The organism is Actinokineospora xionganensis, assembly GCF_014323725.1.
Taxonomy (GTDB): domain Bacteria; phylum Actinomycetota; class Actinomycetes; order Mycobacteriales; family Pseudonocardiaceae; genus Actinokineospora; species Actinokineospora xionganensis.
On sequence record NZ_JABVED010000004.1, the window covers coordinates 16,575 to 37,775 of the forward strand.

Here is a 21,201-nt window from a genome sequence, read left to right on the forward strand (position 1 = left end):
AGTTCAGGTTCTGGGAATCAAAGGACGCGGGAGAATCTCAGTCAAAAGTTGCAGGCGCCCCCGCCGACAGCCCATTAACGTTGAGTCCGAGATGGACACCACGCCGAATTCCGCCATGACCGTGCTGCGCAAGGCCCAGCACGGGCTGTTCGCCGTCCTCGTGATCGTCGCGGCCGTACGGACCGCACAGGGCGGGTCACCGTGGGTGGGCGCGCTCGGCGGCGCCGGGCTCCTCGCGTGGTACGCGCTCGGCCCGCTGACGAAGGCGCGGATGTGGTGGCTCGGCATCCTGGTCGCGGGCTGGATCACCCTGAGCGTCTACGGCGCGGACTGGGTGTGGGTGGCGTTCCCGCTGTTCTTCCTCTGCCTGCGCGTGCTCCCCACGCCAGTCGGGCAAGTCGCCGTCGGCGTGCTCACCTTGATCGCCGCGGCCGGGTTCATGTGGCACCGCGGCGCACTGGACGTCGCCGCTCTGGTCGGGCCGGTGATCGGCGCGGCCGTGGCGATCGTCATGACCGCCGTGTACGACACGATGCGCGCCGACGCCGCCGCGCGCGCCGAACTGCTCAAGGAACTGCTTTCCGCGCAAAAGAAACTGCGGGAGAGCGAACGCCAGGCGGGTGCGATCGGCGAACGGGAGCGGCTGGCCCGCGAGATCCACGACACGATCACCCAGGGCTTGACGAGCATCGTGTTCCTGTTACAGGCGGGCGGGCGCACGCATCTGGACACCGCCCTGAGTACCGCGCAGGCGAGCCTCGATGAGTCCCGCAGGCTGATCACCGCTCTCACCCCGGCCGAACTGAACGGCCGCCCGCTGGCCGACGCGCTGAAGAGGGTCACGGGCGACTCGATGCGGGTGGGCCTCGACACCGCGCTCGTGGTCGACGGCACCCCATACCGGCTGCCGACTTCCACCGAGGTCGCGCTGCTGCGGGTCGCGCAAGGCGCGCTCGCCAACGTCCGGCTCCACGCCCGGGCGACCAAGGCGCGGGTCACCCTGACCTATCAGCCCGGCGTGGTCCGCCTCGACATCGCCGACAACGGCCAGGGCTTCGACCCGCACGAACCCCCGGTGGGCAAGGGATCCGGGATCGGACTGTCGTCGATGCGCGGGCGGCTCGGCGAGGTCGGCGGCATCCTGATCGTCGAGTCGACCCCGGGCGAGGGCAGCGCGCTGAGCGCGACCGTCCCGGCCCCGGAGATGCCCTCATGACCCGACTGCCACCGGGCGGAGACCAGTCGGGCGGCGACGGGTCGGGCCTTCACTCGAGATCCACAAGCGACCAGCACGCCCAAACCGGCCGCGGGTCGGGCACACGAGCCGGTCGCAAAGCCCACTCGGTGACGCCGAACGCGGTGATCAGAACCGAGCCAGGCGTCCCCAGTGCTACTCCACGCGGACCCCGGGCCGCGCCGAGCCGCGCGAGGTCGCGGCGTTCGCCAGGTCAGCACACTGATGCCGTTCGCGCGCACTCGGTGGGGTGTTTGACCATGGTGTCGGATGTGGTCAAGCGGTGGTCATGATCAGAGTGCTGCTCGTCGACGACCATCCCATCGTCCGCACAGGGTTGCGAACGGCGCTCCACGGGGTCGACGGGGTCGAGTTGATCGCCGAGGCCGCCACCGGGGAGGAAGCCGTGGCCGTCGCCGAACGACTGCGGCCGGATGTGGTGCTGATGGACCTGCAGCTTGGGCCGGGCATCGGCGGCGCCGAGGCGACGCGGCGGATTCGGGCACTGCCCGATCCCGCACGGGTTCTGGTGCTCACCACTTACGACAGCGAAGCCGACATCCTCGCCGCGATCGAGGCCGGGGCGACCGGGTACCTGCTCAAGGACACCGACCCCGCTGCCCTGGTCCCCGCCATCCGCACCGCCGCGCGCGGCGAAACGGTGCTCGCGCCGCATGTGGCCTCGCGGCTGATGGCCAGGGTCCAGGCCCCGGCGTTGTCGCTGACCCCCCGGGAAGTCGCGGTGCTGCAACTGGTGGCCGACGGTCACAGCAACAAATCGGCCGCCCGCGCCCTGTTCGTCACGGAGGCGACGGTGAAGTCGCACTTGGTGCAGGTCTTCATGAAACTCGAAGTCGACAGCCGCACCGCGGCGGTGTCGGCGGCCCGGCTGCGCGGCCTCGTGCGCTGAGCCGAGAAGCATCTCATCACACACAGTGATCGCACGGAATCTGGATGGACATCGGCCAGGCGAGCCCAAAATCAACGCCTCCGGGCTCTTGCGGTTCGAGCACAGGGTCAACAGTGTCCTTTCAGGTGGGTTGACCCTGTCCCGCCATACGTCGAACAAACCTGAAAAACCCAGTTCAACGCACCCTTGACGGCCCATTTCGGGGCACATACGATCCTCGCCCAACGGGTAACGACAGTGACCGATCAAAGTAGGTGGAGACCGGTGGCGGATGAATTCCGGGTCGATCGCCGTGGCACGAAGCAGTCGCTTCGGGCTCGGAACCTCGCACTGGTGCTACAGAGCGTGGCGGCAGGCGACGGTGTGGTGAGTCGAGCGGACATCCGCCGGTCCACTGGCCTGCCTTCGGCCACCGTCTCCGAGGTCGTGGGAGACCTGGTGGCGAGGAAGGTCGTTCGCGAGGTGGGCCAGGCCCGCTCCAACGGCGGCAAGCCCGCCACCCTGCTCGCCCTGGACCGCGACCACCATCTGTTCATCGGCGTCCACATCGGACGCAGCCAGATCGTCGCCTCGCGGGTGACCCTGGGCGGGCGCATCCAGGAGTCCGTGCGGCTGGGCTACAACCCGACCGACAACCCGATCCCGCCCGCGGCCGAGGCCGTGGCGCGGCTCAGTGCCACGGCCTCGGGCACGGTCAGCTCGATCGGGCTCGCCACTCCCGGCATCGTCACCAGCGAAGGTGTGCTCACCCAGGCGCTGAACTACGGGTGGTCGATGATGCCGTTCGGCGAGCAGCTCTCCCAGGCCTGCGGCGGGCTGCCGGTGCACGTGATCAACGACAGCAACGCGGTGGCGCTCTCCGAGGTCGTGCTGTCCGACCGCTCCCGAGTCAGCCTCGTGCTGCTCTGGCTGGGCACCGGCATCGGCGCCGGGATCGTGCTGGAGGACCGGCTCTACGAAGGCCACGGGCACCGCGCGGGGGAAATCGGGCACGTCGACACCGGCACGGACGCCTTGTGTGTCTGTGGGCGCACCGGCTGTCTGGAGGCCGTCGCAGGCCTGTTCGCGATAGTCGGTGACGCCGACGCGGCCACGGTCGACGACTTCGTCCGCGGCCGCCCGAACACCCACGCCGCCCGGGCGCTCGCCCACCGGGTCCAGCGCGCCGCCAGGGAGCTGGCGCGACTGGTCTCCACCCTCGCGGCCACGCTCGACGTGGCCGACTTCATCGTCGGCGGACCGCTGGTCACCCATGCCATCGGACCCGCCGTGCTGGCCGCGATCAACGACGAGCTGTCAGCCAGAACCGTGCCGGGATTCTCCACGGTGCGGGTCGAGTTCTCCGAGTTCGGCGGCTACGACGTGGTGATCGGCGCGGCCGCCCACGCGATGTGCCAGGAGCTCGGAGTCATGGTCACCCTTCCGGACGCGGTTTCGGACGGTTCGGCGCCTTCGTCGGGGAGGCCCAATGAGGAGGAAGAAATGGCCTTGTCCCAACACTTCCGCCAACGCGCGACTGCTGTCGCGCTGGCGGCGTCCTTAGCGACGGCCGGATGTGGCGCCGCGGACGGCGACTCGCTGGTCGTCGAGGTGTGGACGCACGAGTTCGCCCCCCTGCAGAAAGCCTTGCAGGAGAAATGGATTCCCGAGTACGAGAAGGCGAACCCCGGCACCAAGATCAAGCTGACGTCGATCCCGTTCGCCGGGGTCGTGTCCTACGACTCGAAGCTGCTCTCCGCCCTCTCGTCGGGCAAGGGCCCGGATGTCTGGGACATGGGTGACTGGAACTACGACTCGTTCCACAAGGGCGGCTACCTCGAGCCCATCGACCCGACGGTGTTCGGCTACGCCTCGGACAAGGAGCTCATCGACTCCTACCAGCCCGGGGCCACGAAGGCCGTCGAGCGCGACGGCAAGCTGGTCGGCCTGTTCTCGGAGTTCAACACCCTCAACCTGTTCTACAACACCGATGTCTTCGCCCAGGCGGGCATTCCCCCGCTGCCCGCGGACAAGCCCGTCTCCTGGGAGCAGCTCGGCGAGATCGGCAAGAAGCTGCGGGTGGAGAACAACGGCAAGGTCGAGCGCACCGGATTCCAGTTCGGCTTCTTCGCCAACTTCCGCTCCCCGCAGTGGTACGCGCAGAACTTCTACACCCTCATGCGCCAGTACGGCCAGGACGACCTCTACGTCGACGGCAAGCCCGCCGCCACGACCGAGCCGGTGGTCAAGGCGTTCAAGCTGATCCACGACTACACCTTCGAGTACAAGGCCTACGACCCGACGTTCCTCAACAACTGGTTCGCCGACGTCCCGCAGGGCCGCGCCGCGATGGTGCAGGCCGGAACCTGGTACCCGGCCTCGGCCAAGGAGTCCAACCCGAACTTCAAGTTCGCGGTCGCGCCGAACCCTGTGGTCGACCCGGACGACCCGAGCACGTACCAAAACATCTCGTGGCTGTGGGGCTGGTCGGTCAACGCCAAGAGCCCGACCCCGCAGAAGGCCGCCGCGCAGAAGTTCCTCGCGTTCATCCTGGGTAAGAAGGGCGAGACCGCCCAGGCCGCGTACTGGTTCGAGCAGGCCGGTTTCCTGCAGCCCAGCAAGGCTTTCCTGGAGTCGGACGCCTACCGCGACGCGCTGAAGGAGTCGCCGTGGCTCAAGCTGTGGATCGACGCGTTCAACACGTACAAGATCGCGCCCGTGCAGCACAGCTACGACGAGCCGGGGGCCGCGCTGGTGCGGGCCATCGACCGGGTCATCTACGACAAGGCCACCCCTGAAGCCGCGGCTCAGTCCCTGCAGCAGGAACTGAGCAGGCTCGACAGCCAGTGAGACCCGGCGCCGCCCGGTGCCCGCACAACCCGGGCGGCGCCTTCCCTGGCCACGCCGTGAAAGGCCCACCATGCTCCGCAACCGCGAACTGCGCGCCGCGCTCATCTTCATCTCCCCCGCCATCCTGTTCTTCCTGGTCTTCTGGGCCGCCCCGGTGCTGCTGGCCCTCTACTACTCGTTCACCGACTGGCAGGTCGGACAGACCGAGACGTGGGCCGGTCTCGCCAACTACACGAAACTGCTGTCCGATCCGCAGTTCCACACCGCGGTGCTGGCCTCGATGTCGATCGTCCTGATCGTCATGGCGGTGAGCCTGGTGCTCGCGCTCGGTGTGGCGATCGTGCTGGCCGACCCGCGCATCCAGGCGGGCAGGCTGTGGCGGGTGTCGGTCATCGTCCCCGTGGTGACCGACTGGGTCGCGACCGGACTGGTGTTCCAGCTGTTCTTCCTGCCCAACCAAGGGGTTCTCGCCTCGTTCGGCCAGTCACTCGGGATCGACGCGCTCAACAGTGTGCGCTGGACGACCGACGCGGGCCTGGCGCCGTGGGCGATCGCGATCTTCGTGATCTGGAAGCAGACCGGCCTCTACGCGATCTTCTTCCTGGCGGGCCTCAAGGGCATTCCCGGCGACATCATCGAGGCGTCCAAGGTGGACGGCGCGAACGCCTGGCAGACGTTCTGGCGCATCCGTTGGCCGATGATGACCCCGCTGACGGTGTTCGTCGTGGTGCTCTCGTTCGTCACCACGCTCGGGCTGTTCGAACCGGTCTATCTGCTCACCGGCGGCGGTCCGGCGGGCGCGACCAGAACCCTCCCGCTGTTCCTCTTCGAGAACTTCTTCACCTTCGGCAACAGCGGCTACGCGTCCGCCGCGGGCATCTACTTCCTGCTGCTGAGCCTGATGTTCACCTTCACCGCCTCCCGCATCCTCAAGGACAGGGACGAGTCATGACGAGCCTCGCGACGCGACCGCCGAGCACCGCGGCCCCACGGCGGGCGAAGCCACGCCGCTCCGGCCGCACCGGAAGCAACCTGGGACTGACCGCGAAGTACCTGGTGCTGCTGGCGTTCACCGCGTTCAGCCTGGTTCCCCTGGCCTGGATGGTGTCCTCGGCGTTCAAGGCTCCACAGGACGTCCTGGAGGTGCCGGTCCGCTGGATCCCGAAGCAGTGGCACCCCGAGAACTTCGTCAAGGCGCTGATGGAACCCCGGTTCACCGGCCACACGTTCCTCGAGTTCCTGATCAACAGCACGATCGTGGCCACGGTGACCGCGCTCGCCAGCGTGGTGCTGTCCATCATGGTCGGCTACGGCTTCGCCAAGTTCCGCTTCCGCGGCCGTGAGGCGTTCATGTGGACGCTGCTCGGCTCGACGCTGCTGCCGTTCTCCTCGGTCGTCATCCCGCTGTACCTGGTCATCGACTCGCTGGCGCTGACCGACACCCTCGCCGGACTCATCATCCCGTTCGTCATCACCGGCCAGGCGGTCTTCGTCGCCCGCCAGTTCATCCGCGCCATCCCCACCGCCTACATCGAGGCCGCGCGGATCGACGGCGCGAGCGAGTGGGTGATCTTCCGGCGCATCATCGTGCCGCTGACCGGCCCGGCCGTGACCACGGTCGCGGTCATGAGCTTCCTGTTCTCCTGGAACCAGTTCCTCTGGCCGCTGGTGATCACCTCCTCGCAGGAGGGCTTCACCGCGCCGCTGGGCCTGTCCATGCTCGGCATGGGCTCGACGTTCAACACCGACTACAGCGTCTGGATGGCGGCCTCGACCATCGCGATCATCCCGCCGCTCGTCTTCTTCCTGATCCTGGAGCGCCCGTACCTGCGGGGCCTGGAAGCCATGGCGGGGATCAAGTGAGCCCTGGCCGGCTCCGCGCCGTCTACTACTTCGAGGACACCCTGCACCGGGCCGGTCCCGAAGGCGGGCGCGAGCTCCTCGCCGCCGCCGCGGAACTCGGCTTCACCGCGGTGGTCACCGAACCGGTGCGGTTACCCGAGTGGCTGGTGCCCACCGCGCACGACCTGGGCATGGCGGCCCTCGTCGCCGTCGCCTGCTTCTCCGATCACGCCGACCCGATCCTGCCCGAGAACCCGCACCTGTGGCCGATCGAGGCCACGGGCAGGCGCAGACCGCGCCAGGAGTGGTACACCGGCCTGATCCCCACCGACGAAACGCACAACTCGGGCGTGGTCGAGCGGTGCGCCCGGCTGGCCGAGCAGGGTGTCGACGGGGTCATCGCCGACTTCATCCGTTGGCCGATGCACTGGGAACTGGAGCTGCGCGCCCCGGAACGCCACCAGGAAACCTCCTACGACGCCATCACCCTCGCCCGATTCGCGCAGTGGTCAGGCGTCGCTGTGCCCGACGAGCCCATGTCCGCCGCCGAGCGCATCCACGGCGAGCACGCCGAGACGTGGTACGCCTTCCGCCGGTCTGTGATCACCGACGTGCTGCGCCGGATCGGGGAAGCGGTACGCGAAGCCAACCCGGAGGCGCTGGTCGGCGCGTTCGTGGTGCCCGCGACCGAGCCGCAGCGGATGACCTGGCTCGGCCAGGACGTCGCGGCCTTCGCCGAGCACTGCGACGTGCTGTTCCCCATGACCTATCACGCGATCACGCACCGGCCGCCGTCCTGGATCGCCGAGGTGACCCGCGAGATCGCGGCGAGCAGCGGCGGCGTGGTCGTGCCCGTCGTGCAGTCCACAGCGGACCCGGCGGTGAGCGACGGCGCGGACTGGGGGCCGCGCTTCGACGCCGCCGAGTTCGCCGACGCGCTCGCGCACGCGGCCGAGGCCGCCAGCGGTGTCGTCGTCTTCTGCGGCGAGGGGCTCACCCCGGGCCGCGCCAACGAGGTCGCCCGGTCGTTCGGCCGGGACACCACACCAGCCCTGAGCAACCGAAGAGCGAAGGAGCCGTTCGAAAGTCACCATCCCCTGCTACGCAGCAAGGACCCAGCATGAGTTCTCGCCTGTCCCCACCGGCATCGCGCGTCCGCGCGATGATCGCCAAACTCACCGTCGTCACGACCGCCGCCGCAGGCCTGGTCGTCCTCGGCCACGCGCCCGCGCAGGCGTCGGCCGCCGACACCGTCGTGCCCAGGGTCGCCTCCTGGACCCCGGCCACCGGCACGTTCACCCTCTCGGCCACCAGCCGGATCGTCGTCGACGCGGCCACCGCGTCGAGCCACACCTCCGGCCCAGACTCCCCCACCACCTCGCGACGCACCCTGTCCCAGGTCGCGGCGAAGCTCCGGACCGACATCCAGACGGTCACCGGGCGCGCCCTGACCGTCGTCACCGGTGGCACAGCCGCCACGGGTGACATCACGCTCGCCCTGTCCAACAACGACACCACCCTGGGCGTGGAGGGCTACCGGATCGCCGTCGGCGACCAGGTGGCCGTCTCCGCGCCCACCTCGACGGGCGCCTTCCACGCCACCCGGTCGATCCTGCAGCTGCTCAAGACCGACGCGGGCAACGACAACCTCACCCGGGGCACGGTCCGCGACCTGCCGTCGCTGCCCTACCGGGCCGTGTCGGTCGACCTCGGCAGGCGGTACTGGGAGGTCTCCGCGATCCAGGACGTCATCCGGCAGCTGTCCTGGCACAAGCTGAACGTGCTCCAGCTGCACTTCAACGAGAGCGAGGCCTTCCGCCTCTACAGCGCCGACTACGCGGGCATCGCGCCGACCGACCCGAACGCGCGGTACTCGCAGGCCGACATCGCCGCGATCGAGGCGGTCGCCGCCGAGCACCACGTCACCGTCGTCCCCGAAATCGACATGCCCGCGCACTCCACCGCCATCGCACTCGGCGGCGGCACGAACCGGTCCATGGCGCCCAAGTGCGGCAGCGCCCATGAATGGGTGCTCGACTACGTCGACCCGGCCGTGCGGTCGTGGGCCAACACGCTGCTGGGCGAGTTCGTATCGTGGTTCAGCGGCCCGTACTTCCACATCGGCAACGACGAGGTCCCGCACACGCTGGCGTCCTGCCCGTACGTGCAGAACGCGATCAACAGCGATCCCGCCATCGCCAACTTCGAGGACCTGCAGGAACGCTTCATCACCGAGCAGAACGCGGTCGTGAAGGCGGCGGGCAAGCGCACGATGATGTGGGCCAACGCGGCGAACATCCTGCCGGAGAAGGAGATCATCCTGGTCAACTTCGGTTCGGACGCCAACGCGGCCACGCTGCGGGACATGGGCTACGACGTGGTCAACACCGCGTACAACACCGGCTCCTACACCCGCTTCTTCCTGATTCCCGCCGCGTTCGGCGACACCAGGCACGTCGCCAAGGGCACGATCTACGGCTGGACGCCCGCGACGCCCGGCGGGCGCAACCTCGGGCAGCAGGTCGCGATCTGGTCCGACCAGATCTACTTCGGTGACACCAAGTACTTCACCGACGAGTTGGACGCCCGGCGCGCCGAACTGGCCGAGCGGACATGGAACTCGACCGCGACCACCGCGACCTACAGCCAGTTCATGGCGAAGGTCGCCGCGGCCGGGGCCGCACCGGGTGTCAGCACCGCGACACCCGCTCGCACGGCCAACGGTCAACCGGACCATTACTACGACTTCAACGAGAACATGCCGGTGACGTCGGCGACCCACTTCCCTGCCGCCTATCCCTATCCGACCGCGCGCGACGGCGTCGGCGGCAAACACGCGAGCTCCTATTCGGCCGAGGCGCCGACGTTCCCGGCCGCGGGTTACCGGGGCAGTGGAGCGCGGTTCACCGCGGGGGCGAAGGACAAGCTCAACATCGCCGGATCGGACCTCGCTCCACCATGGACGGTCGCGACGTGGGTGCGCCGTGAGACCGACGGCACGGACACTCAGCTCCTGCGCGGCTGGAACACCGCGATCAAGCTGGAGCAGTACAAGACAACCAACCGAGTCGGCGTGACGACCTACGGTGTGGGGGACTACTCCTTCGCCTACACCGTCCCGCTCAACCAGTGGACGCACCTGGCCTTCGTGGCGTCGCCCACCGGCACGAGCCTCTACGCCAACGGCTCGCTGGTCCAGACGATCCCCCAGACCGTGGCACTTCCACGCGGCGCGATCGGTGGCGACCGGGCGTTCGGCGGCACGCTCGACGAGCTGCGCATCTACGACGAAGCGCTGACCGCGACGCAGGTGGCGGCCCTGCACGACTCGTACGGCACGGACGCTGCGCTGGGCGGCCCGGCCACGTCGTCGACTGTCGAGACTCCGGCTTTCCCGGCCTCGGCGGCGGTCGACGGGATCGCGTCGACCAGGTGGTCGAGCGCACGCACGGATCCGCAGTGGATCCGAGTGGATCTGGGCAGCGTCAAGGCGATCAACCGGGTGAAGCTCACGTGGGAGGCGGCCTACGGCCGGGACTACCAGGTCCAGGTCTCCACCGACGGCACGAACTTCACCACGATCGGCAGCCAGGTCGGCGGTGACGGCGGCGTGGACGACCTGACCGGGCTGTCCGGCAGCGGCCGATACCTGCGGATCTACGGAACCGCGCGGGGCACCACCTACGGCTACTCGTTGTGGTCGCTGGAAGTGGGCGCGGCGTAGGGAAACGGCGGTGGTGCGCGCGAACGGCACCGCGCGCACCACCGCCACCACCGTCCGCGAGAGGAAACCCCCATGGACGCCAAGTACCGGCTGGTCGCCGACCAACTGATCGCCGCGATCGACCGGGGTGAGTACCCGGTGGGCAGTGTGCTGCCGCCGCTGCGGGAACTGACCGCGCGATTCGACGTCGCCCGCGGCACCGCCCGCGCGGCGGTCGCGGTGCTGGTCGGCGAGGGCCTGGCGGTGGTCAGGCAAGGTGTCGGAACCCTGGTGTGCGCGTCAAGACCCACCTCCCGGCCGACTCCGCCGCCGCCGCCCGCTTCACCCCGCCCAGGCCTCCCCGAGGTCGTGCTGAGCGGGTGGACGAGCGCGGACGCCGAGGTCGCGACGAGGCTCGGTGTGGCGTCGGGGAGTCTGGTCGTCCACCGGATCCGCCATCACCGCACCGGTCGCCGGGTCGTGCAGATCGACCAGCAGTGGGTGCCCGCCGAGGTCGCGGGCCGGATCGAGGAGCACACCGGCCAGGACATCGCCGACCGCGATGACACCCCGTACGCCAACCTGACCGACCTGATGCGCCAAGCCGGGCTCAACCCGGTGGTCGCCGCGGTCACGCTGAGCGCCCGGATGCCCGAGCAGCCCGAGTGCGCAACCATGCGCATCCAGGCCACGCGACCGGTCCTGGTCGCCCATCACGTCGTCCACGATTCCACTGGCAGGCCCGTGGAAACCACGACGACGGTCGGCTCAGCCGACCGCGCAACGCCGATGTTCACTATCCCAGTGAGCTAATACATCAGATGTCTATCTGGTTTAGCCCGTCCAGGTGACGCCAAAATTGGCCGTTGTATCCAGGTAGGACCGCTGTCACACTTGCCCGCGTCCCCATCGAGCATTCCAATTATCCCGGATAGCTCCGATGTCTCCCACCGAAATAGTTGGGGGTTTCATGCAGGCAGGTTTACGCGGGCCAGCCGCCGTGGCCATCGCCATCGCCCTTGTTCCACTCTTGGTCCCCGCGACGGCGCAAGCGAGCACCGTCGCCTTCATCAGTCCGGCAGTGTCGTCACTGACGGGAACGGTCGACCTGGAGGTCACCGCTCCCCCGGACACGACCAGTGTCCGGTTCTCGGTCGACGGGACCGCCGTCGCCGAGGTCACCAGCCAGTACGCCACCGCCACCGGCAGCGCGCGGATCTGGCGCACCGCCACCGACGCGGGCTGGTTCCCCGCGGGTGCCCACACCCTGCGGGCCGACGCGATCACCCCGTCCGGCACCGTGACCGCCACCAAGGCGGTGACCACGACCAGACCGGCCGACCCGGCCGGCACCACCTCGCTCAACGGGACCTGGTCGTTCGCCACCGAGGCCGAACTGGCCACGGGCGTCCTCGACGGCACCCAACCCGCCGCCGCCCAACCCGGATACGACGAGTCACGTCTGAGCCCGGTGCTGGTCCCGAGTTCGTATGGCGCGGTCCGGAGCAAGTGGGACTCCGCGCAGGGCAACCGCGTGCTGTACCGGCGGTCGATCGACTTGGCCCCGGCTGCCGGGCTGCGCACCCATCTCGTCTTCGAGTCCTGCTTCTTCGCCTGCCGGTACTTCCTCAACGGTGTCGAAGTGGGCACCTCCCAGGGCGGCTACCTGCCGGTGCGGCTCGACGCGACCGCCGCCGCGCGCGACGGCGCCAACACCCTCGCCGTCGTGGCGGACGGCCGGAACTCGACGACCAACGCCTTCACCACCACCCACCTCTACTGGCAGTGGGGCGGGCTGGTGCAGTCCGCGCGCGTGGAACGGGTGCGCGGGGTCGCCATCACCAACCTCACCGCCGAGGGCAGCCGGTCGGGCGTGCTCACGTTGCGCGCGCAGGGAACCAGCACCGCCACGACGGCCATCGGCATCTCGACCAAGGTCGTCGTCCGCCGCCCGGACGGCACCGAGGCGGCCAACCGCACGGTGTGGTTCAACGTCCCGGCCGGTGGCGGCGCCACCCAGCCGGTGACGATCGACCTCGGCGCGCCCGTGCTCTGGAGCCCGGCGAACCCGGCCCGGTACACCGTGGACATCGCGGTTCCGGCAGGTTACGGCCGGTCCGTGACGCTGCGGCCGGGTTTGCGCGATGTCGCTGTGTCCGGTTCGGATGTCGTCCTCAATGGACAGGTGATGGCGAACCTGCCGGGCTTCAACCGGCACGCGGACTACCCCGGTCTCGGCCGCACCATCCCGGACGGGCTGGTGATCCGTGAGCTGCGCGAGCTGTACGCGAAGGGGTACCGCATCTTCCGGCCCGGGCACTACCCGACGACGCCCGCCGTGCTGGATGAGGCCGACCGGCTGGGCATGCTCGTCATCGAGGAGGTGTCGATCCAGCAGCTCAGCGGTACCGCGCTGATCTCCCCCGCCGTGACCGCGTTCGCCAAGGACCAGCTGCGGCGGATGATCGACCGCGACCGCGGGCACCCAAGCGTCGTCATCTGGTCGGTCGGCAACGAGAACCACACCCAGACCGCCGAGGGCGCCGAGTACGTGCGCGACCTCATCACCTACGGCAAATCCCTGGACTCGACCCGGCTCTACACCGAGGTCAGCGCGTGGCACACCAGCGACAAGTCCTACGCGCACCAGGACATCGTGCTCGCCAACGTCTACTACGGCTGGTACGGCTCGAAGTTCACCGACGTCCCGGGCCTGCTCGACCGCATCCAGGAGCTCGCGGGCGGCAAGCCGGTCATGATCAGCGAGTACGGCGCGGAAGCGGTCAAGGGCCGGTCGAACCTCGGGTTCGGCGGCGAGTACTACCAGGGCCTGATGATCGACGAGTACAACCGGCTCGTCGGCAAGCGCCCGCACACCCTGGGGCTGATGTACTGGACCTCCACCGAGTTCGTCGCCTCCCCGACGTGGGCGGGCGGCAACCCGGAGCCGGTGGCGCCGTTGCACACCAAGGCGATGCGGACGTGGTTCGGTGAGGCGAAGCTGGGCTGGCGGGTGATGTTCGCGCCGGTGCGCATCCGGGAGGTCGCGCCGTTCACCTCGTCGGCCACGGTGACGATCGACGACGTCAGCGGGAAGGGCGCGTCCGGCACGCTCAAGGTGACGCCACCCAGCGGGTTCACCGGCCCGGCCGACCGGCCGTTCAGCGTGCCGCCGGGCGGGTCGACGACGGTCAGTGTGCCCCTCACCGGGCAGTTCCCGAAGGCGGGCACCGATGGCACTCCCGGGCTGGTGCGTGCCGTCATCGACGCGGACACCGAAGCGCAGCCGCGGCCGCTGTGGCCCGCCCCGAGCGGTGCCCTCGCGCTCGATGCCGGCGCAGACACCTCGCCGATCGCACCCGGGTACCAACGACTCGGGACGTCCACCGCGTACAGCGCGGGCACCGGTTTCGGCTGGGTCGGCACGGCTCCGCAGCAGCGCGACCGGGCCAACCCGGACGACCTGCGCCGCGACTTCGCCACCGACACCGCCGCCCGCACCCTGCGGATCACGGTGCCGTCCGGCGGCCGGACGGTGCACGTCCTGGTCGGCGACCGGCAGTACGTCGCCGACCCGATGCGGATCAGTGTCGGAGGCACGACGGTGCTCGACACCGCGGCCCTGCCGAAGGGCTCGTTCCGCTGGCACGCCGTCGCGCTGAGCGGCGGCACGCACGACCTGGTGATCTCCGCGACGGCCGCGGGCACCTACTGGAAGCTCGCCGCGCTGGTCGTCTCATGACCCGCGCCCGATTTCGACCTGGAGCAACAATGACCACCATTCGAGCCGCGGCGACGGCACTGGCGTTATGCGGCCTGGTCGCTGTCGCCACGCCCGCGTCCGCCCAGACCGCGGTACAGCGCGTGCTGTACGCCTCCCCCAGCGGTTCAGGAACCGCGTGCACGGCCACCGCGCCGTGTTCACTCGACGGCGCGAGGGCCGTCGTGCGCACGCTCGTGCCGACCATGACCGGCGACCTCGTGGTGACGCTGGCAGGCGGCACCTATGCCAGGGCGAGCACGTTCGAGCTCGGTCCGCAGGACTCCGGGCGCAACGGCTTCCGGGTGGTGTGGACGGCGGCGGCGGGCGCGAAACCGGTGTTCAGCGGGGCGAAGACCGTCTCCGGGTGGCAGAAGTGGGACGCAGCCAAGGAAATCTGGCGGGCACCGCTGCCCGCGGGCACGAGTCCGCGCCAGCTCTACGTCAACGGCTCGCCGCGACCGCGCGCGGCCGGGGCGGGCTGCGAGAAGGCGGTGTGCCCGGCCGACGCGACAGGGCTGGGCGGCGCCTCGGCCACCGGGGTCGCGGGGTTGCGGCACCCGGAGGACGTGGAGGCGTCGATCAAGGTCCGGTGGCGCAACTACCGCTGCGGGGTCGCTTCGGTGTCCGGCGACAAACTCGTGATGCGGCAGCCGTGCTGGAAGAACTCCGCCTCCGGGACCAACCGCACCGGGCCCTACTGGGATTCGACCACAGTGGACTCGGGCCGGTACACCGGTGTCGCCTTCTTCGAGAACGCCTACGAGCTGATCGACCGCCCCGGTGAGTGGTACGCGAACACCCATGACGGTTACCTGTACTACAAGGTGAACTACCCCGGCAGCGACCCGAACACCGGCACCTTCGAGGTCCCGGCGACCGAGACTCTGCTGCGGCTGGGCGGATCCACGACCGACCCCGTCCACGACCTCACCGTCAACGGGATCACCTTCGCGTACGCCACCTGGCAGCAGCCGAAGTCCGACGAGGGCTACGCGGGTACGCAGGCCGGGCTCACCCTGACCGGGTTCACCGGACCCGTGGACCACGCCGGCCGCTACTACACGAAGCCCGCAGCGGCTGTGCACGTGCGGACCGGCCGGGGTGTGACCGTCAGCGGCTCGACGTTCACCCACCTCGGCGGCGCCGGGATCAAGCTGGAGACCGGCACCCAGCGGTCGACGGTCACCCGCAACACGTTCACCGACATCTCCGGCGGCGCGGTCCTGGTGGGCGACACCGAGCCCAATCCGCCCGCGGAGCTGGTGTCGCTGGCGAACACGGTCTCCTACAACACGATCACGTGGGTGGCCAAGGAGTTCACCGACTCGGTCGCGATCTGGTCGGGGTATGACGCCGAGCTGTCGGTGGACCACAACACGATCGCGAACGTGCCGTATTCGGGCATCAGCGTCGGCTGGGGCTGGAACCAGCCCGAGGCCCAGAAGCCGGTGCTGCGCGACAACCGGATCACCAACAACGCGATCACCAACGTGCTGATGCCCACCGGCGGGCAGCACGACGGCGGCGCGATCTACACCCAGGGCCCGCAACCGCGCTCGGTGATCTCGGGCAACTACCTCAACCGGAGTGAGTACGAGGGCACCGAACGCGACGGGAACGGGGTCTACCTCGACGAGCAGAGCTCGTACCTGACCGTGGAGCGCAACGTGATCCTGCGCGTCGGCGGCAAGTGGGTGTCCAACTGGGCCGGGTACGGCATCCAGAACACGGCGCGGAACAACTGGACCGACACGTGGGCGCCCGCGCTGTCAGGCACCGGCAGCACCATGGTCGACAACCAGACGAGCCTGGCCACGCTGCCGGAGGAGGCCCTGGCGGTCGCTCGGTCGGCGGGCGCTTCGGCGACGACTGTGGAGCAGATCGTTCCCGACTTCGCCCGGGGCAAACCCGCGACGCAGTCGTCGACCTCGAGCGCGGCTGGGCTGGCCAACGATGCGAACACCTACAACTCCAGCCAGACCTTGTCGCAGGCACAGCCGTATTGGCAGGTCGACCTAGGGGCGTCACGGCAAGTCCGCCAGGTGGAGATCTGGAACCCGAACGCGGTGGCCGCGCTGAGCGACTTCTACGTGCTGGTGTCGGACAGTCCGATCACCGCGGCGGGGCTGGCTGAGGCCCGGGCGCAGGCCGGGGTGTCGTCGTACCACCATGCGGCGAGGGCGTTGCGGCCGAGCTTGCTGGACATCGGCCGGACCGGGCGCTACGTCCGTGTCCAGCTCGCGGGGACGGCCGCGCTGTCCCTCTCGGAGGTCAAGGTCCACTGACGCGGGTGGCGGCGTGCTCAGCGCAGCTGGGCGCGCCGCCACTCGCCGTACGTCGGGCTGCGGGTGGCGGTTTCCTCATACGAGTCGTGGGCCAGCTCGGCGAGGGTGTCGGCGTGGGCGGCGAGGGGGCCGTGGGTGTTCCAGGCGAGCACATGCCGGTACCACAGCGGGGTTCGGCTGATCGGACGCACGACCACGCCGTCCGGCGGCACACAGGTGGCCTGGCACAGCGAGGCCACCCGCAGACTGCGGATCAGGTCGAAGACCAGGACGCCCTCCACCTGGTGGGCGATGCGGGGTTCGACCCCCGCCTGCCCGAAGACCTCCGTGTAGTACTCCCACACCCGGTCGTCGTCGTCCGGCGGCAGCGTCCACTCGATCGCGGCCAGGTCCTGGAGATCCACTTCGGAGTTCTCGGTGAGTGGGTGGTCGGCCGGAAGCAGGGCGAAGATCGGCTCGGTGTGCACGGGCAGCAGCGTCACCCCTGGTCGGGGGGCGATCTCGTAGCCGGGACAGTCACCGACCACAGCCACCTCCAGCCTGCCCTCGGCGACCAGTTCGATCAGCGGGGTGGCACAGGACTGGGCGCGGGTGGTGAAGTCAGCCTCGGGAAACGTTGTCCGCAGCCTGCTGATCAGCGCCCCGGCGAACCCGGCGTTCACCGTGCCGATCCGCAGCACCGCCAGCGACTCGCCGGAGCTGAGGGTGGCGGCGAGTTTGAGGTCGTCGAGTGCGGGAAGCACCGCCCGGGCGCGGGAGAGCACCAGGTTGCCGAGGGCGGTGGGGACGGCGCCGCGCCGGTCGCGGGTGAACAGCGGGCCGCCGAGGACCCGTTCGACCCGCTGCAGCTGGGCGGTGAGGCCGGGTTGCGCCATCCGCAGGGCGGCGGCCGCTCTGGTCAGGCTGCCGGTCTCCGCGATCGCGCAGACGACACGCAGATGCCGGACCTCGAGTTCCATGACACGCACGGTAATTCGTGGCCCGGCCGCTGACCAGACCGTAACGGGCCGCGCTCGTCAACGGAACCGCAAGATCCATACGGTTCCTGGATGGAAATCTGAGAGTACCGGCGGGCCCCTGACGAAACCGATGGTTGGTCTCCCTGCGACTGAGCCATTGAAGGGGCAGCAATGCGCCGTAAATCGATACTCCTGGCTTTACTGGCCACGGCCATGATGGCGGTCAGCCTCCCGGACATCCGGCAGGCGAGCGCCGCACCGGACGAAGAAACCCGCACCGACGTGCTTGAGGTTTTCAGTCCCGACGGCACTATCAGCCGTCGCCCGGTCACCCGGCCCGCGATCGAGTTGCCCGCCCGGGCCCAGGCGGTGGCGGCGGCCGAGGTGATCCCGATCGAGATCAACGGGCCCAGTGCGAGCCGGTTCGACCTGGTCTTCGTGGGTGACGGCTACACCAGTGCCCAGCTCGGCACCTATGGGGAGCACGTGCGCGGCAAGCTCGCGGAGATCATGGCGGTGGAGCCGTTCAAGAGCTACCGCGGGCAGTTCAACGTCTGGCAGGTCAACGTGATCTCGCCGGAGTCGGGGGTCGACAACGATCCGTCCTACGGCATTCGGCGTAACACCGCGTTGGACATGTACTTCTGGTGCGGCAACATCGAACGGCTGCTGTGCGTCAACGAGACCAAGGCTCGTCAGTACGCCTCTTCGGCTGAGGATGTCGATCAGGTGATCGCTCTGGCGAACACCACGAAGTACGGCGGGGCCGGTGGCAACGTGGCGACCTCTTCGGGCGGAAACGCTCTCGCCGGTCAGATCGTGGTGCACGAGCTGGGGCACTCGATCGGTGGGCTGGCTGACGAGTACACGTACGGCGGTGGTGACTGCTATCCGTACCGGGAGCCTCGGGAGATCAACTCCTCCCGGTATACGGCTGAGCAGATGCGGCAATACCAGGCCAAGTGGTATCGGTGGCTCGGGCAGGTTTCGCCTGATGGTGGGGTGGTCGACACGTATACCGGGTCTAGTTACTACACAAGGTGTGTGTATCGGCCTACGGACAACTCATTGATGCGGTCGTTGGGTCGGGCGTTCAATCTGCCGGGGCGGGAGGCGATGATCGCCGCTCTCTACAAGGAGACTGGGGTTGTGGAGGCCGCGGCTTCGGATGAGAGCGAGTCGCCGTGGGTTTTGCCTCTTGGTGGTGCTTCCGTCACTTGGACGCTGGACGGTCAGCCTGCCGGCACCGGGACGCACTTCGCGGCGCCCGCGTTGTCGCCCGGGGCGCATGAGGTGGTGGCGACTGTCACTGACTCGACTTCGGCGGTGCTGGATCCTGAGTTGCGCAAGCGGTATATGACTCGGCGGATCTCTTGGATCATCGGCGAGTAGGTGTGTTTGGGTGGTTCGGTCCTGCCCCTTGCGTTGTCGGGGCGGTGGGAGGCGGGCCAACCACCAAACATGCCGTTGGGATTGGCCCGTCGCCATTGGTAGTGATTTGACGACGGGCCTCTCCCGGTTCCTTGGGCTCCTTGGCTGCTTAGGTCGCTCGCGCTTCTGTGCTGATCAGGCGATCTTCATGGCGAAGACGTGCAGGCCGGCGTTGGCCAGTGGGCCATTGACGTCGGGCAGGGTGATCGCGGCGACCGTCTTGCCTGCTGCGATCGGGATGCTGCCTTGGAACAGGGTCACGTCTTGTTCGTCGCGGCCGGTGGTCGGGTTGTTGTATGTGGTGGGCTTCTTGTGGTGGTAGTCGGTGATGGCGGCGACCGTGGTGCCCGCGACCGGGGTGCTGGTCCACCAGTCAGCGAACGACAGGGTGTAGGTGGACGTGGTGCCGTCGGTGTAATGCAGGGTGCCGGTGCCGGAGTGCGATCCGTATGCGGCTGAGCCGAGGACGGCCACCTTCGTGCCCGTGCCGGACAGGGTGATCTTCTGGCCTGCGGCCTTCACATTGTCCGGGAAGCCGATGTACTGCTGCGCCCAGTCGAACGTGACGCCGCCCGAGGTGACCGCGCCGTAGGTGAAGCCCTTCGCCGCCAATGCCTCGGCGGAGAAGCTGCGGCCACTGAGGGAGTAGCCGCCGATCTGGGGGTTGGCGTCCCTGGTGATGCCGTGGTTGTTGAACGCTTCCTTGAGCGAGCTGAACGTCTTCGCGGCCACACCCGAACCGTTGTCCGCGCCGATGTTCACTGTGCCGCCCGACTTCGGCACCGCTGTTCCCCAGAAGTCGCGGGCGCCCAAACCGGTCAGTGGCGTTCCCGCGTTCAGGGCTGGTGAGCCGGTAGTGAGTTTGTAGCCGCCCACACTGGCGATCTCGACCGCGCCGCCCGGGTAGTTGAGCTTCGGATCGGCCTTGACCGCCGTGGTGTCGGCCGCGGGTGCGGTGATGCCGCCGTAGTACAGGTTGGTGCCGTAGGTGACACCCGTTCCGCTCGGGAACGTGCCGGACGCGGCGTAGAAGATGTTGTTGTAGATCTTCGTGTTCGCGGTGGGCAGCTCGAGGGTCAGCGGCTTGCTGGAACAGAAGAACGTGTTGTTGTAGAACTCGATTGGCGCCGTGGTGCTGGCTCCCTGCGCCACTCGGCAGTCGTCCTGGGAGACGTTGAAGCGGATGATCTCCTTGGCGTTGTTGTTGCCGAGGTTGGTGCACGCCTGGCAGCCGAGGTGGAAACCGCCGGCATTGTTGGACGAGTAGTTGTACTGGAAGGTGCAGGTGCCGACGATCGCTCCATCGCAGTCCCAGGCCGTGGAGTCGAAGATCGACGGGTAGCTTCGGGTCACCTCGTTGAACTGGAACACCGGGTTCCTCGAGTTGATCGGCCACATCCCGGCGAAATTGCCTGCCACGAAGGGATATGCGCCGCCGCCGAGGTTGTCGGCGCGATTCTTCTCGATCAGCGGCGCGTCCGAGCCGTGGACGACGATGCCGTCGCCGCCCGCGCTGATGATCCGGTTTGATCCGATGTAGACATTCGTGTGGTAGGCGCTGGGCTTGGTGGAGATCTTGATCCCGCCGCCGCCGGTGTCGTGCACGTTGTTGTTGACGATGCGGAGGCCGTTGATCGGTCCGGCCGTGGTCGAGGCGAGCACGATGATCCCGGACGAACGCGAGAACCACGGGGCGTTGGTCCCGGTCTTGTCACCCCACCCGGCCACGTTGTCCACCTCCAGCCCGTCGATGACGATGCCCGCCTTGGCCGCGGTCGTGGTCGTCTCGACCCGGATGCCGTTGCGCTCGGCGCGGGTGGCGCTGGGGTTGGTCAGGCGCAGGTCCCTGACCGTCCAGTGGCTCAGGTCCTTGAGGTACATGGCATTGGCCGCGCCGCCGCCGTCGATCACCGCTCGCGCGGTCCCGGTCCCGTACGCCCCGACGGTGATCGGGCTGCCCGAAGCGCCGGAGCCCCGGCCGACGAACTGGCCGGTGCACGTGGTGCCGCGCTTGAACAGCACCTGGTCACCGGGGCCGAAAGTGGTTGCGTTGACCTGACTCAGCGCGTTCCAGGGGTTAGTCAGGGTCCCCTGGGGTGTCGCGGTCGACGAGCAGTCGACGTAGTAGGTGGTGTCCGCCGCCACCGCCGGCGAGCCGGACAGGGCGATCGCCCCGCCCGCCCCCACGGCGATGACGGCGCCTAAAGCGATCCGGATACCTGCCTTGCGTGTTGGTGCCCTCACG

The 21,201-nt window shown here is 68.7% G+C and carries 12 protein-coding genes and 1 pseudogene; 11 read left to right on the top strand and 2 right to left on the bottom strand.

Going from position 1 to position 21,201, the window contains the following annotated elements; all coding sequences use genetic code 11:
• Positions 1-91: 91 nt before the first annotated feature.
• The 10 genes and pseudogenes from GPZ80_RS08935 to GPZ80_RS08980 all read left to right on the top strand — a co-directional run bounded on the left by GPZ80_RS08935 (position 92) and on the right by GPZ80_RS08980 (position 16,566).
• Positions 92-1,216 carry a sensor histidine kinase gene (locus tag GPZ80_RS08935; RefSeq protein WP_222719094.1) on the top strand — a complete coding sequence of 375 codons (1,125 nt, stop codon included), beginning with the start codon at positions 92-94 and terminating at the stop codon, positions 1,214-1,216.
• Between the two features lie 307 nt (positions 1,217-1,523).
• A complete protein-coding gene (locus GPZ80_RS08940) occupies positions 1,524-2,144 on the top strand; it encodes a response regulator (RefSeq protein WP_187219828.1) in 621 nt (206 codons plus the stop codon).
• Positions 2,145-2,477: 333 nt separating this feature from the next.
• Entirely contained in the window at positions 2,478-4,973 is a 2,496-nt protein-coding gene (locus tag GPZ80_RS08945; protein WP_187219829.1) for an ROK family protein, read from the top strand.
• A 70-nt stretch (positions 4,974-5,043) separates the two neighbouring features.
• Positions 5,044-5,925, top strand: coding sequence for a carbohydrate ABC transporter permease (locus GPZ80_RS08950; RefSeq protein ID WP_187219830.1), 882 nt, complete (start codon positions 5,044-5,046; stop codon positions 5,923-5,925).
• Positions 5,922-6,836 carry a carbohydrate ABC transporter permease gene (locus tag GPZ80_RS08955; protein WP_187219831.1) on the top strand — a complete coding sequence of 305 codons (915 nt, stop codon included), beginning with the start codon at positions 5,922-5,924 and terminating at the stop codon, positions 6,834-6,836. The genes GPZ80_RS08950 and GPZ80_RS08955 overlap by 4 nt, the downstream gene beginning before the upstream one ends.
• The gene (locus GPZ80_RS08960) at positions 6,833-7,939 is read left to right on the top strand and encodes a hypothetical protein (protein WP_187219832.1); all 1,107 of its coding nucleotides are present in this window, start codon (positions 6,833-6,835) and stop codon (positions 7,937-7,939) included. The genes GPZ80_RS08955 and GPZ80_RS08960 overlap by 4 nt, the downstream gene beginning before the upstream one ends.
• Complete coding sequence (locus tag GPZ80_RS08965; RefSeq protein WP_187219833.1) at positions 7,936-10,539, top strand: family 20 glycosylhydrolase; 2,604 nt, start codon at positions 7,936-7,938, stop codon at positions 10,537-10,539. The genes GPZ80_RS08960 and GPZ80_RS08965 overlap by 4 nt, the downstream gene beginning before the upstream one ends.
• Before the next feature lie 72 nt (positions 10,540-10,611).
• A complete protein-coding gene (locus GPZ80_RS08970; RefSeq protein WP_187219834.1) occupies positions 10,612-11,331 on the top strand; it encodes a GntR family transcriptional regulator in 720 nt (239 codons plus the stop codon).
• Between the two features lie 157 nt (positions 11,332-11,488).
• Positions 11,489-13,417 (top strand): annotated as a pseudogene (locus tag GPZ80_RS08975) (glycoside hydrolase family 2 TIM barrel-domain containing protein); the annotation flags it as partial.
• Positions 13,418-14,289: 872 nt separating this feature from the next.
• Positions 14,290-16,566 (top strand): right-handed parallel beta-helix repeat-containing protein, encoded by a 2,277-nt coding sequence (locus tag GPZ80_RS08980; RefSeq protein WP_187219836.1) that lies wholly within the window; start codon positions 14,290-14,292, stop codon positions 16,564-16,566.
• A gap of 17 nt (positions 16,567-16,583) precedes the next feature.
• Here GPZ80_RS08980 and GPZ80_RS08985 read toward each other — a convergent pair whose 3' ends face one another.
• Positions 16,584-17,525 carry a LysR family transcriptional regulator gene (locus tag GPZ80_RS08985; RefSeq protein WP_187219837.1) on the bottom strand — a complete coding sequence of 314 codons (942 nt, stop codon included), beginning with the start codon at positions 17,523-17,525 and terminating at the stop codon, positions 16,584-16,586.
• 171 nt (positions 17,526-17,696) lie between these two features.
• Here GPZ80_RS08985 and GPZ80_RS08990 point away from each other — a divergent pair, with 171 nt between their 5' ends.
• Positions 17,697-18,917 (top strand): M64 family metallopeptidase, encoded by a 1,221-nt coding sequence (locus GPZ80_RS08990; RefSeq protein ID WP_187219838.1) that lies wholly within the window; start codon positions 17,697-17,699, stop codon positions 18,915-18,917.
• A gap of 174 nt (positions 18,918-19,091) precedes the next feature.
• Here GPZ80_RS08990 and GPZ80_RS08995 read toward each other — a convergent pair whose 3' ends face one another.
• A complete protein-coding gene (locus GPZ80_RS08995; protein ID WP_187219839.1) occupies positions 19,092-21,200 on the bottom strand; it encodes a right-handed parallel beta-helix repeat-containing protein in 2,109 nt (702 codons plus the stop codon).
• Between the last annotated feature and the right edge of the window lies 1 nt (position 21,201).